General features: G+C 63.5%; 12 protein-coding genes. 8 read left to right on the forward strand and 4 right to left on the reverse strand.

Annotated elements, in window-relative coordinates; translation table 11 throughout:
• Positions 1-4 precede the first annotated feature (4 nt).
• The 3 genes from LZ519_RS10315 to pepN are packed head-to-tail and all read left to right on the forward strand — an operon-like array spanning position 5 to position 4,548.
• The gene (locus LZ519_RS10315) at positions 5-1,006 is read left to right on the forward strand and encodes a threonine aldolase family protein (protein WP_249868584.1); all 1,002 of its coding nucleotides are present in this window, start codon (positions 5-7) and stop codon (positions 1,004-1,006) included.
• Positions 1,003-1,932 (forward strand): DMT family transporter, encoded by a 930-nt coding sequence (locus LZ519_RS10320; protein ID WP_249868585.1) that lies wholly within the window; start codon positions 1,003-1,005, stop codon positions 1,930-1,932. Before LZ519_RS10315 ends, LZ519_RS10320 begins: the two co-directional genes overlap by 4 nt.
• 9 nt (positions 1,933-1,941) lie before the next feature.
• Entirely contained in the window at positions 1,942-4,548 is a 2,607-nt protein-coding gene (gene pepN, locus LZ519_RS10325) for an aminopeptidase N (protein WP_249868586.1), read from the forward strand.
• Between the two features lies 1 nt (position 4,549).
• Here pepN and LZ519_RS10330 read toward each other — a convergent pair whose 3' ends face one another.
• From LZ519_RS10330 to LZ519_RS10345, 4 genes are read right to left on the reverse strand one after another with little or no spacing between them, the layout of a single operon-like run.
• Positions 4,550-5,128 carry an ABC-type transport auxiliary lipoprotein family protein gene (locus tag LZ519_RS10330; RefSeq protein ID WP_249868587.1) on the reverse strand — a complete coding sequence of 193 codons (579 nt, stop codon included), beginning with the start codon at positions 5,126-5,128 and terminating at the stop codon, positions 4,550-4,552.
• 8 nt (positions 5,129-5,136) lie between these two features.
• The gene (locus tag LZ519_RS10335; protein ID WP_249868588.1) at positions 5,137-6,090 is read right to left on the reverse strand and encodes an MlaD family protein; all 954 of its coding nucleotides are present in this window, start codon (positions 6,088-6,090) and stop codon (positions 5,137-5,139) included.
• Positions 6,090-6,890, reverse strand: coding sequence for an ABC transporter ATP-binding protein (locus LZ519_RS10340; protein ID WP_249868589.1), 801 nt, complete (start codon positions 6,888-6,890; stop codon positions 6,090-6,092). Before LZ519_RS10340 ends, LZ519_RS10335 begins: the two co-directional genes overlap by 1 nt.
• Positions 6,890-7,939: an ABC transporter permease gene (locus tag LZ519_RS10345; RefSeq protein ID WP_249868590.1), complete on the reverse strand. Its 1,050-nt coding sequence runs from the start codon at positions 7,937-7,939 to the stop codon at positions 6,890-6,892. The genes LZ519_RS10340 and LZ519_RS10345 overlap by 1 nt, the downstream gene beginning before the upstream one ends.
• Positions 7,940-8,086: 147 nt before the next feature.
• On the opposite strand from LZ519_RS10345, the gene LZ519_RS10350 reads away from it, so the two are divergent.
• The 5 genes from LZ519_RS10350 (at position 8,087) to LZ519_RS10370 (ending at position 11,313) form a co-directional block, all read left to right on the forward strand.
• Positions 8,087-9,205 (forward strand): CDP-alcohol phosphatidyltransferase family protein, encoded by a 1,119-nt coding sequence (locus LZ519_RS10350; RefSeq protein ID WP_249868591.1) that lies wholly within the window; start codon positions 8,087-8,089, stop codon positions 9,203-9,205.
• Entirely contained in the window at positions 9,202-9,960 is a 759-nt protein-coding gene (locus tag LZ519_RS10355) for a nucleotidyltransferase family protein (RefSeq protein ID WP_249868592.1), read from the forward strand. Before LZ519_RS10350 ends, LZ519_RS10355 begins: the two co-directional genes overlap by 4 nt.
• Positions 9,957-10,628 carry an HAD family hydrolase gene (locus tag LZ519_RS10360; RefSeq protein ID WP_249868593.1) on the forward strand — a complete coding sequence of 224 codons (672 nt, stop codon included), beginning with the start codon at positions 9,957-9,959 and terminating at the stop codon, positions 10,626-10,628. Before LZ519_RS10355 ends, LZ519_RS10360 begins: the two co-directional genes overlap by 4 nt.
• A 52-nt stretch (positions 10,629-10,680) precedes the next feature.
• Positions 10,681-11,088: a hypothetical protein gene (locus LZ519_RS10365; RefSeq protein ID WP_249868594.1), complete on the forward strand. Its 408-nt coding sequence runs from the start codon at positions 10,681-10,683 to the stop codon at positions 11,086-11,088.
• Between the two features lie 66 nt (positions 11,089-11,154).
• On the forward strand, positions 11,155-11,313 hold the full coding sequence (locus LZ519_RS10370) for a hypothetical protein (protein ID WP_249868595.1): 159 nt from the start codon (positions 11,155-11,157) through the stop codon (positions 11,311-11,313).
• The last annotated feature ends 1,056 nt before the right edge of the window (positions 11,314-12,369 follow it).

Below are 12,369 nucleotides of genomic sequence, written 5' to 3' on the forward strand. Positions count from 1 at the left end.
CGCAATGCGCTTCTTCTCCGACAATGCGGCCGCTGCTCACCCCGAGGTGATGGAAGCGATCCTGCAGTCGAACCGGCTCGACACCGCCTATGACGGCGACGAGTGGAGCGCTCGCCTCGACAGCGCTTTCTCGGAGCTTTTCGAGCGGGAGGTGCGCGCGTTGTGGGTTAGCACGGGCACCGCGGCCAATTGCCTTGCGCTCGCCGCGCTCTGCCCGCCCTATCGCGGAATCCTCTGCCACAGGGATGCGCACATCGAGGTCGATGAAGCCGGAGCTCCCGGCTTTTTCACCGGCGGGGCCAAGCTGATGCTTCTCGACGGCCCGGGAGCGAAAGTGACGCCAGAGATTGTCGACGAGGGCGTGCGCAGCGTTCGCAAGGACGTACACCAGGTGCAGCCGGCGGCGATCTCCATCACGAACGCGACCGAATATGGTCTCGTCTATCGCGCGTCCGAGGTCGCGGCGCTCGGCGATCTGGCGCGCACCCATGGTCTGGCAATGCACATGGATGGCGCCCGCTTCGCCAATGCGATCGCCAGCACCGGCGACAGCCCCGCCGACATGACCTGGCGCGCAGGTGTCGATGCGCTGTCCTTCGGGTTCGTGAAGAATGGCGGGCTCAATGCCGAGGCGTTGATCCTCTTCAAGACCGAGCTTGCAGACGAGGTTGCCGTCCGCCGCAAACGGGCGGGACACCTGTCGTCCAAGGGCCGGATGCTCGCGGCGCAGATCCTGGCCCTGATCGAAGGCGACCTATGGCTTGCCAATGCCCGCGCCTCCAATGCAGCGGCGCAGGCGCTCGCTTCCGCGGCCCCCGGCCGGCTGGTCTATCCAGTGGAGGCGAATGAGATTTTCCTCCGGGCTAGCCCCGACGAAGCGCTGGCGCTTCGAGCCAAGGGCTTCGACTTCTACGACTGGGGACCGGGCGAAATCCGCTTCGTCACCAGTTGGGACCAGGACGGCGACGATGTCGCCAAGCTCGCGGAAGCGATCCGCGCGCTGTGACCGAGCGGCGGACCTCGACCTTCCTCGAGATCGTCCTCCCATTCATCATCTTCACCAGCGTCTGGGGCTCCACCTGGATCGTCATCCGCGACCAGCTCGGCACGGTCCCGGCGCAATGGTCGGTGAGCTACCGCTTCGTCATCGCCGCAATCGCGATGGCCATGCTTGCGCGGTTCAAGGGCAGGCCGCTGATGCTCGACCGGCAGGGGATGCAGGCGGCCTTGTTCATCGGGATCGCCCAATTCTGCATCAACTTCAACGCCGTGTACCTGGCGGAACGGCATATCACCTCGGGCGTGGTGGCCACGATCTTCGCTCTGCTGCTGATCCCCAACAGCCTGCTCGGCTGGATCTTCCTCGGCCAGCGGCCGGGGCGCCGCTTCGCAATCGGTTCGGCCCTTGCGATCGCCGGCATCGTGCTCCTGTGCCTCCATGAGCTCCGCGCCAATCCCGCTCCCACGGCACAGGTGCTGACCGGAATCGGCTTCACCCTGCTGGGCCTCACCTCGGCTTCCGCGGCCAACGTCTACCAGGCGCGCGAACATGTCCGCAGGCACCACCTGGCTAGCCTGCTCGCATGGTCGATGGCGATTGGAGCGGTGATCGACATCGCGGTTGCGTGGTTCGTCTCCGGTCCGCCCGTATTCACCAGCCGCCCGGGCTATTGGGCGGGAATGCTTTACCTTGCGCTGGCCGCCTCTGCGCTCGGATTCAGCCTCTACTTTCCGGTGGTGCGCAAGATCGGGCCCGGCAAGGCGGCCTATTCCAGCGTGCTGGTCCCGGTAATCGCGATGGCGATCTCGACCGTCGTCGAATCCTACCGCTGGAACGCGATCGCAATGCTCGGCGCCGGTTTAACGCTCGCCGGAATGCTGGTGGCGATGAGCAGAGGCCGCTTGGTTGTGCAGTCGCCCGACGCAGCTTAAGCCGCCTCAATGGACGTCAGAGTGAACGCGGAAGCCCCGCAAAGCCCACAACATGTCGAAATCCGACGTGAGGACTACCGTCCCTATCCGTGGAAGGTGCCGAACACCCGGCTGAAGTTCACCCTCGGCCTAGGAAAGACGCGGGTGCAGGCCATCCTCGACGTCGAGCCGAACGCCGCCGCTGAAAGCAGCGACGTCCTTTGCCTCAACGGCGACGAGCTCACGCCGCTGGGAGTCTGGGTGGACGGCTCGCCACTCGACAGCTGGTTGATGGACGGGGACGACCTCCTCATCCCGCTGACACCCGGCAAGCACGAGGTCGGGATCGACACCGAATTCAGCCCGGCCGCGAACACGAAGCTGATGGGCCTTTACGCATCCAACGGGATGCTTTGCACCCAGTGCGAGGCGGAAGGATTCCGCAGGATCACCTTCTTCCCTGACCGGCCCGACGTGCTCAGCCGCTACCGGGTCCGGATGGAAGCGGACAAGGCGAAGTTTCCGATCCTGCTGACCAACGGAAATCCGATTGAATCCGGCGAAGGCGCAGACGGCATCCACTGGGCCGAGTGGGAGGATCCGTTCCCTAAGCCCTGCTACCTGTTTGCCCTCGTCGCCGGGGACCTGAAGGCCAACCGCGACAGCTTCACCACCATGTCCGGCCGCAAGGTCGAGCTGGGGATCTGGGTTCGCGAAGCCGACCTTCCAAAGACCAGCCACGCGATGGAGAGCCTGAAGCGGGCGATGCGGTGGGACGAAGAAGTCTACGGCCGCGAATACGACCTCGACCTGTTCAACATCGTCGCAGTCTCCGACTTCAACATGGGCGCAATGGAGAACAAGGGGCTGAACATCTTCAACTCGGCCTACATTCTCGCCGATCCCGATACCGCGACCGACGGCGATTTCGACAATATCGCCAGGGTCGTCGCGCACGAATATTTCCACAACTGGTCGGGCGACCGAGTGACCTGCCGCGACTGGTTCCAGCTGAGCCTGAAGGAAGGCTTCACGGTCTTCCGCGACCAGAGCTTCGGCGCAGACATCGGAAGCCCGGCGGTCAAGCGCATCGATGACGTCCGCACGCTTCGGATGATCCAGTTCCAGGAAGATTCGGGACCGCTCGCGCACCCCGTCCGGCCGGACAGCTATATCGAGATTTCTAACTTCTACACCGCGACGATCTACAACAAGGGCGCCGAGCTGATCCGGATGATGAAGACGGTCCTAGGAGAGAAGAAATTCCGCGCCGGGACCGACCTCTATTTCGAGCGGCACGATGGCGAGGCCGCGACCTGCGACGATTTCGTCAAGGCGCTCGAGGATGCGAGCGGGGTCGACCTCACGCATTTGAAGCTCTGGTATTCGCAGGCGGGGACCCCGCACGTCACCGCGCGGCTCGAGCAGACGGGCGGCAAGGCCGTTCTTCATCTCCGCCAGTCGGTCGCTGCGACTCCCGGCCAACCGGTGAAGAAGCCGATGGCGATACCGCTCAAGACGGCGTTGATCGGCGAGGAGAGCGGCGCCGAGATCGCGTCCGAGCGGCTGATCCTACTCGAAGAGTCCGAGGCGACGGTCGAGTTCGATAACATCAGCGAGCCGGCCCTGCTGTCGATCAACCGCGGCTTTTCCGCACCTATCGTCCTCGACGTAGATCGGAAGCCCGACGACCTCGAGAAGCTGGCCGCAAGCGATACCGACCCGTTCGCCCGCTACGAGGCGATGCAGGAGCTGATGCTTCGCTGGCTGATCTCCACGGCGAAGGGCGAGACGGTCGATCCTCAGCCGGTAATCCGCGCCGTCGGCGACACGCTTCGTTCAAACCAGCTCGACAGCGCGTTCAAGGCTGAAGTCATCCTGCCGCCCAGCGAAAGCATGGTCGGCGACCGGATGGATGTCATCGACCCTGCAGCGATTCATGCGGCGCGCGAGCAGCTTCGCTCGGTGATCGGCCGGGACCTTTCAAGCGAGCTCGCCAACGCGCAGCGCGGCGGTGGCCAGCCGGGGCACGACGTGAGCGCGGAAGCGAAGGGCGCGCGCCGCCTTCGGACCGTAGCGCTCGGCCTTCTCGCTGCCGGCGATCCGGCAAATGGCGCGAAGCTCGCGAAGGCTCAGTTCGGCGCCGCGGATAATATGACCGACCGTCAGGGCGCGATGATGGTGCTTGCGTCGCTCGAAGCTCCGCAGCGGAAGGAGGCGCTGGACGCCTTCTACGCCCGTTACGAGGACGATCCGCTCGTGATCGACAAATGGTTCGGGGTGCAGGCGGCGGCGCAGCGCCCGGACACGGTCGACCAGGTGGTGGCTCTCGCGGAGCATCCGAAGTTCAATCCTGCCAACCCGAACCGGCTTCGTTCGATCGCGATCAGCTTCGGCATGAACCAGTGGGCATTCCACGACGAATCCGGCCGCGGCTACCGCTTCCTCGCGGACCTGATCCTGAAGGCCGACAAGCTGAACCCGCAGGTTGCGGCTCGGCTGGTTCCGCCGTTCGGCAGATGGCAGAGATTCGAGCCGAAGCGCGCGGCGCTCATGCGCACCGAACTGGAGCGGATTTTGTCGACGCCGGGCTTGTCGAAAGATCTTTACGAGCAGGTCAGCAAGTCGCTCGTTTGAGTTAGCCGCCGATCCATTGCGCCACCTGAGTGGCGACCTGGTTGGCTGCCTGATTCAATGCGGGAGCAACCGTCGTCGAGGTTCCATCCGCCGGGAGCGATGCCTCGAAGCGGCGGGTTTCGACGTGGGTGCCGCCTTGGGTTGCAAGCGCGGCATCATATCGCACGACGACCGTGCCTTGCTGCGCGTCATATCCGAAGCGATTGAGCTGTCCGCTGACCACGAGGCCCGGATCGAGCGCCGATTGGCTGGGGTCGAGCACCACGCGATTTGTAGTACGTCGAACCGTTTCCTCGACGAGCCCCTGGAACAGCTTGTCCGGCGTATCGACCCACTGGAAATTGGGGACATATTGAATGACCGTCGGGCTTACCTGCACCGGCACTCTCACGGTCCTCAGTTCCTTGGCGATGACTGGCGTTCGGATCGTCACCGTCTGCCCCACCGCCGCCGACCGCGCAGGAGCAGCCGGAGCCGCTTCAGGCGTTAGCGTGAACAGGTAAGGCGGCGCCTTGCCTCCGCCCATGAGGGCGCAACCTGCAAGGCACGCTGCCAATGTCACTGCGGTGGCCGAACGCATCAACGCTCTCATTGCTTCTTCCCCGGTTTGTAGTCGGGCAGCTTCTCAGGCCCGAGAGCGCCGCCGATTCCGCCTTGCTCGACCCGCGACGAGACCCCTTCGAGCGACTGCGTCAGCTCGCGAAGGTCGCGGACCAGGTGATTGAGCTCGGGCAGCGTCGACTTGCTGAAGTTCTGAACTCCGGGCCGGGCGTCGCTGAGCATCGCATCGAGATTGTCGGCGGCCGACTGAACCGAAGCTATCGCCTTGTTCAGGTTCTCCACCGCGGGGCGGCCCTGGTCGGTGACAAGCGCGTTGGTGTTCCGCGCAAGCGCTCCGACCTGTTCGGCCGCAATGCCGGCGTTGTGGACCGCCACCCGAGTGTCGCGGAGCGTGTCTGCGAGATCGGGAGCGCGGTCTGCAAGCACCTTGGTGGTGCGATCGACATTCTCGAGGATGTCGGAGATCGCGTTCTGGTTCTTGTCGGACAGTAGCTCGGTCAGACGTTCGGTGAGCCTCTGGATGCGTTCCATCAGCTCCGGAGCGCTGTTGAGCAACGCGCCAAGGCCGCTGGTGCTCGACGGAATGACGGGGCAGCCTTGCGGACCTGTCTGCTGGATCGGGGGCGCGCCCCGCGATGCGCCGGTCAGCTGGATTTCGCTAACGCCGGTAAAGCCGACGCCGTGGATTTCCGCGGTCGTGCCTTGGACGACCGGAGTTTCGCGCTCGACGTCGATGCGGACCCAGATGAACTCGGGCCGGTCGGGGAGTAGCGAGATCTTGCTGATCTGGCCGACGGGAACACCGTTGAAGGTGACGTTGGAGCCCTTGTTCAGCCCGCCTACGCCTTGAGTGAAGTAGATGTCGAAGCATCGGGTTTCCCGGTTCGACAGGCCGGCAAGCCAGACCGTGAAGATCAGCAAGCCGACGAGCATCGCCAGCGTGACTGCGCCTACCAAGATGTAGTTCGACCGCGTTTCCATCAGGCGTCGACCTTTTCCTCAGCCGTGTCCGCCGCGGCACGTCCACGCGGCCCGTTGAAATATTCCTGGATCCAGGGGTGGTCCAAAGCCAATAATTCCGGGATCGTTCCGACCGCTATCACTTTCTTGTCAGCAAGCACCGCGACACGGTCGCAGATGGCGTACAATGTGTCGAGGTCGTGGGTGATCAAGAAGACGGTGAGGTCCAGCTTCTTCTGGAGCGAAAGGATGAGCTCGTCAAACGACGCAGCCGCGATCGGATCGAGGCCGGCGGTCGGCTCGTCGAGGAACAGGAGCTCGGGGTCGAGCGCGAGCGCCCGCGCGAGGCCGGCGCGCTTCACCATGCCTCCGGACAGTTCCGAAGGGAACTTCGGGCCGGCATCTTGGGGAAGGGCGCTCATCGCGATCTTGTAGGACGCGATCTCGTCCATCAGTTGCTTGTCGATGTAGGGGAAATATTCCCGGATCGGCACCTCGACATTCTCCGCGACCGTCAGCGTCGAGAAGAGGGCACCGTTCTGGAAGAGAATTCCCCAGCGCCGGCGAATGTTCTTCGCTTCGTCCTCGTCGCGGTCGATCATGCTCTCGCCAAGGACCTCGACCTCGCCCTCGTCGGGCCTCTGGAGGCCGATGATCGAGCGCATTAGGACCGACTTGCCGGTTCCCGACCCACCGACGACGCCGAGAATCTCGCCGCGGCAGACGGTCAGGTCCAGATTCTCGTGGACGACCTGCTCGCCAAAGCTGTTGCGAAGCCCCTGGACGGTGATGACCGGCGAGCAGTCTTTCGGGTTCGTCATCACCGCCACCCGATCGAGCTGAAGAAGACGGCGAAGACGGAATCGAGCACGATCACTAGAAAGATCGACTGGACAACGGCGGTCGTCGTCCGCTGCCCGACTTCCTCCGAATTGCCCTCCACGAGCATGCCCTGGAAGCATCCGGCAAGAGCGATGATGAACCCGAAAACCGGCGCCTTGATGAGGCCGATCCAAAGGTCGGTGATCGGGATCACCTCCTGCAGCCGCTGGATGTAGGTGAGCGGAGGTATCGACAGGACCAGCCAGACGAAGATCCCGCCGCCGATCAGCGACATCAGCATCGCCCAGAAGGCAAGCAAGGGCATCATGATCACCGTCGCGATCAGGCGCGGAATGACCAGCGCCTCGACCGGCGAGACTCCGATCGTCCGCATCGCGTCGATCTCCTCGGTGATCTTCATCGTGCCGATCTGCGCGGCGAATGCGGAGCCGGAGCGGCCCGCGACCATGATCGCCGTCATCAAGGTGCCGAGCTCGCGGACGGTGATCCGGCCGATCAGGTTGATCGTGTAGATTTCGGCTCCGAACTGCTGGAGCTGGACCGCGCCCTGCTGGGCGACGACGATCCCGATCAGGAAGCTCATCAGCCCGATGATTCCGAGAGCACGCACTCCGACGACGTCGAAGCGCTGGACGACGGCGTTGACCCGGAAACGCTTGGGCCGCTTGATCAGGTTGGCGAAGCCGATCAGCGTCGCCCCGAAGAAGCCGAGAAGGCCGACGAGGGTGACGCCCGCCTCCGCGACCCATTCGCCAAGCTCGCGAACCACGCGGATGAATCCACCCCGCTCTTCCGGGTGGACCTTAACGGGGTGGTCGGCATCGGCGACCTGCTCGAGCAGGCTCGTGACCTGTTCGCTCGCTCCCGTCACCTTGGCGTTGCGGTCGCGGACAGTGCGATAGACCAGCCAGGCGCCGACAGTGTCCATGTTCCTGACATTGCTGAGGTCTATGGTCAGCGGGTCGGGATGGTCGGCAATCTCGCGTGCCGTGGTCGCAGCGCGCGAGATCGTGATCGACCCCGCCATGCGGTAAGTCGCCCCGTCTCCTTCAGCCCCCTCTGGCGGATCACCGTCCATCTGCGCGGAAGAGTGCGCGAAATCTTGTGATCCAGCAAGCATGTCGAGGCCCAGCCACTTTCATGCTTGCCGATGCGCCCCTAAAGAAACTGCCGAATGGACGAGCAAAGCCGCCCTGTTTTCCTTCCAGTCGGTGACAATTCGGCCCGCGTCTTTGGGCTGGAGGGCCGCGAGCGCGCCTGCCGGCTGGCCGCAAATGCGGGCTTCGAGAGGGTGGATTCCATCCCTGGGGGCAGTCCGGCGCTCCTTGCGAACATGGACTTCGCCTGGGACCCGGCGTGGCTGCGGGTGATGGCGACGCGACCGGGGAGCGTGCTGGAGTTCGAGGGTCACCCGGTGCTCGCGCACGTCCCGGTCGGCCATTCGCGGACCCCGGTCGAGCAGGCGATGACCGGCGCCGGAGGTTCCCTCGAAGGGCTGGAACGGCTGGACTCGCAGAATGCCGAGATCACTTACGACGAGCTGAGGAAACGCGAGCGGCCGTTCGTCCTTCCGCTGAGCGAAGAGACCGCGGGCGACGTCGAGCGCGCGGCATACGACGCCTCGTACAAGGGCGTTACCGACGTGCTGACGCTCTACCTGTGGCGACGGCCGGCCTTCTACCTGACCCGCTGGGCGGCCGAGGCGGGGCTGACCCCCAACGTCATCACCGCGTTCGGCGGGCTGCTGTGCGTCCTCGCCTTCTTCTATTTCTGGTTCGGCAATTACTGGCTGGGAGTGGCCGCGGGCTTCATCTTCATGGTGCTCGACACCGTCGACGGGAAGCTCGCGCGCTGCACGGGGACCTCGTCGCGATGGGGTGAGGTGCTCGACCACGGGATCGACCTCATCCACCCGCCCTTCTGGTACTGGGCCTGGGCGCACGGGCTGGGGACTTACGGCCGCCCGCTGGAGCCGGTCTATGAGACGATGCTGCTGGCAACGATCGTCATCGGCTATGTCGCGCAACGCGTGATCGAAGGCATCTTCATCAAGCGCTTCGCCATGCACATCCACGTGTGGCGGCCGATCGACAGCCGATTCCGGCTGGTCACTGCCCGCCGCAACCCGAACATGGTGCTCCTCGTCCTCGCCCTGCTCGCGGGGCGGCCGGACGTCGGGCTCGAGCTCGTCGGCGCGTGGACGATCCTGTCGCTGATTTTCCACACCGTCCGCCTGGCGCAGGCCGAGATGCGCGCGTGGCGGGGGGAGCCGGTCGTGTCCTGGCTGACATGATCGCGGTCGTCCTGGCCGGCTCCAGGCCCGGGAGCGACCCGCTTGCGGCGGCCTTCGGGACCGACCTCAAGGCCCTCGTGCCCGTCGGCGGCAAGCCGATGGTTCGCTGGCCGGTCGAGGCCCTGCTCGCCTCGCCCCGCTTCTCGCGGGTGCTGGTGCTCGCGCAGGAGCCTGAGCGGATAGCCGAGGCCTTGCCCGCGCATCCCAAGCTCAGCGTCGAGAAGTCGCTCGGATCGATCGCCGCAACTCTCGAGCGCATGTGCTTCGACCCTACCTTGGAATGGCCGCTGTTCGTCACCACCGCCGACCACGTTCTTCTCGACCACGGCATGATCGACGAATTCTGCGACCTGGGGGAGCTTGCCGACATCGCGATCGGCGTGGTCGAGCGCGAAAATTTGATGGCGCGCTTGCCGAGGTCGCAGCGGACCTGGATTCGCTTCCGTTCGGGCGCCTACAGCGGCGCGAACATGTTCCTGCTGAGCGGCAAGAAGGTGCTTCCCGCGCTCGAAGTGTGGCGGTCGATCGAGCAGGACCGGAAGAAAGCCTGGTCATTGCTGTGGGCGCTTGGACCGCTCACCTTCGTCGGAGCGGCGCTTCGGCTCCGGACCATCCACCAGACGCTCGACAGGATCGGCGAAAGGCTGGGGGCCAAGATCGAGGCGGTCGACCTGTCCGACCCGCTCGCGGCGGTCGACGTCGACAAGCTTGCGGATCACGGGCTGGTCGAGCAGCTGCTCAAGGAACGCTCATGAGCGACCTTGCGGTCTACGATCTCGACCGGACGATCACCCGTCGCCCGACCTATACCTTGTTCCTGATCCACTGCGCCATGCGGCGGCAGCAATGGCGGCTGGTCTTTGCCCCCGTCGTGGTCCTGGCGATGCTGGCTTATGCGATGGGCCTGTTCGACCGCGGCCGGCTGAAGGAGATCTGCCAGACGCTGTTGATCGGCCACAAGGTCCATGGGCGAGACCTCATGCCGCTGGCGGAAAGCTTCGCCGATGCGACCATCGCCCGCAACATCCGGCCGGGCGCTCGGAAGGCAATCGAACGTGACCGCTCCGAAGGACGCCGGCTGGTCCTCGCGACCGCATCGTACCGCCTCTACGCCGACGCGATCGCCGAGCGGCTGCATTTCGACGACGTGATCGCCACCGGCTCGGTGATCGGCCTCGATGAGCGCGTGCACGCACGGATCGAAGGCAGCAATTGCTACGGCGAGGAGAAGATGCGGATGATCGCCGACTGGGTCGAAAAATCAGGCCTGCTCGGCAAGCACGGCCACGTCCGCTTCTATTCCGACCACGCGTCCGACGAGCCGGCGTTCAACTGGTCGGACGAGCCGGTGGCGGTGAACCCGCATGACCGGCTTGCGCGCATGGCCGTGGAGAGAGGGTGGGCCGTGGAAGATTGGGGCTAATGTCTGCTTTCGACCCATTGCGGACATTAGCTAACCCACAGATACTGCACGAATGAACACATCAATCCGAGCAGCTCTGCTGATCCTGATTGCCACCGCAACCTCGTGCACATCAGAACCGCCTGAACTGGCAAAGTCGCAGTGTTCCCGTGTAGGTCAGCGCTTGGGTGAAACGCCGGTCAAAGGTTTCATCTTTGGTGAACTTGGCACCAAGGTTTTGCTCAACTCATGTCCTGGCGTTCAAGTCCCCATAACTTTCATTGGCGACGCGCCACCTGAGTTCATGAAGCTGGTGAGTGTTGCGGTTCAGCGGGAAGACGTGCTTGGTTTTGAGGCAGTAGCTAATGGGTTTGTCGTGCAAGAGCGGGACGGGGATCCGGTGCTCATTCTAACGAGCTTGGACAAGCTACGAGAGGCCCCCAGCATTGTGGCAGCGAGAGAAACCGCGTCAGGGCAATAGTGTCTGGTTTCCACCCATTGCAGACGTTTGGTTGCTTTCGACCCAAGTAGGTGCGAGCGGGAAAATGTGTCCCGTTGGTGGCTTGTCGCTCTAGTCCTGACCGCTGCTCTCGTGCGGGAGCTGATCGTGTGGCTTGGCTATTCCTGGATCGTGGCAACGAGCGTTGCGATCATTTTGATGGTCGCATTCTTTCTGCTGTCGATCCGACGCCTGCACAAGCGTTGACGCCGCGTCCGCTTTCCACCCAAAGTTGCCGTGACTGCTTTCGACCCATTGCGGACATTGGCTGGCCCGACCAATCTACCCTTCATGCGGATGCCTGGACCGGCGCTTTCGTGCGTCATCATCGCGGCTGTAATTTCAGCGGCCCTAGTAGCGCTGGGCGATACAACTTGGGGTGTTATCGGATTTGTTGCCTCGGGGCTGTTTTGGGCGGCTCTCTACGTGCTGGTCGGGGGGAAGCGCTAACGTCCGCTTTCCACCCAAACTTGCCGCGACAGGAATGGCAGGTGTCAGCTCCGTCGGGTATGTGATGGCATGGGAGACGTGATTGACCTGGCAACCATCCTTGTCGCTGTCGCTATGATTACGATTGGATCATTCACACTTGGGCGGTTTTCTAGCCGTGTCGCCTCGCCCACTTCTCGTTCAATGCTGTTGGCGATAGGCATTTCAATGCCGTTGCTCGTGGCAGGAGGGCTTTCTGCTTTCGTCCCACCCGCACGCGAGATGACCTACAATCTTGTGCCTTTTGGGGTAGCAATCCTACTCCTGCCGGTGTCCACAGTGCTGACGTTGTGGGGAAAGGGTGCCACCCGAAGCTAATGTCCGCTTTCCACCCAAACCTGCCGCGACCGCCATCGACCCATTGCGGACACTAGAGCACTAGCGCTTACACTCGCCGAAGTAGCTGCCACAGGGTGGCTCAATCTGTTTCTTCCAATCTGTTTCGATTGTTGGTGAACCATGTCCGCGTAAGGTGAAGTCCACTCGACCATCGCCGATGCCACTAATTGCCACGCCGTAGGTTGAGCCAGCACGGAGTGCGGGCTGCCCTTTCGACACGAACCCAGCGATTGGCATACCGATGCGCAACGGCATCGTTACTTCGAGGCAAGAATGATAGATCGGCCCGGCCTCATTCTTATCCAATGTCCACAACAACTTGGACGCATCGAATAGCTCAACCCGCCGGATGCAGTACGATTTGTCTTGAAGACCGACGAGCCGCCACAAGCTCCACGGGAAGTCCACGACAAGCTGGCCGTTCCGCCATACAAC

It is taken from the genome of Sphingomonas anseongensis (assembly GCF_023516495.1).
Taxonomy (GTDB): domain Bacteria; phylum Pseudomonadota; class Alphaproteobacteria; order Sphingomonadales; family Sphingomonadaceae; genus Sphingomicrobium; species Sphingomicrobium anseongensis.

Excerpts from the sequence above, each read along its gene's own strand:
- pepN (WP_249868586.1), top strand. The coding sequence starts at position 1,942 with ATGGACGTCAGAGTGAACGCGGAAGCCCCGCAAAGCCCACAACATGTC.
- LZ519_RS10340 (WP_249868589.1), bottom strand. The coding sequence starts at position 6,890 with ATGACGAACCCGAAAGACTGCTCGCCGGTCATCACCGTCCAGGGGCTT.
- LZ519_RS10365 (WP_249868594.1), top strand. The coding sequence starts at position 10,681 with ATGAACACATCAATCCGAGCAGCTCTGCTGATCCTGATTGCCACCGCA.
- LZ519_RS10355 (WP_249868592.1), top strand. The coding sequence starts at position 9,202 with ATGATCGCGGTCGTCCTGGCCGGCTCCAGGCCCGGGAGCGACCCGCTT.
- LZ519_RS10350 (WP_249868591.1), top strand. The coding sequence starts at position 8,087 with ATGGACGAGCAAAGCCGCCCTGTTTTCCTTCCAGTCGGTGACAATTCG.
- LZ519_RS10360 (WP_249868593.1), top strand. The coding sequence starts at position 9,957 with ATGAGCGACCTTGCGGTCTACGATCTCGACCGGACGATCACCCGTCGC.
- LZ519_RS10335 (WP_249868588.1), bottom strand. The coding sequence starts at position 6,090 with ATGGAAACGCGGTCGAACTACATCTTGGTAGGCGCAGTCACGCTGGCG.
- LZ519_RS10330 (WP_249868587.1), bottom strand. The coding sequence starts at position 5,128 with ATGCGTTCGGCCACCGCAGTGACATTGGCAGCGTGCCTTGCAGGTTGC.
- LZ519_RS10315 (WP_249868584.1), top strand. The coding sequence starts at position 5 with ATGCGCTTCTTCTCCGACAATGCGGCCGCTGCTCACCCCGAGGTGATG.
- LZ519_RS10345 (WP_249868590.1), bottom strand. The coding sequence starts at position 7,939 with ATGGCGGGGTCGATCACGATCTCGCGCGCTGCGACCACGGCACGCGAG.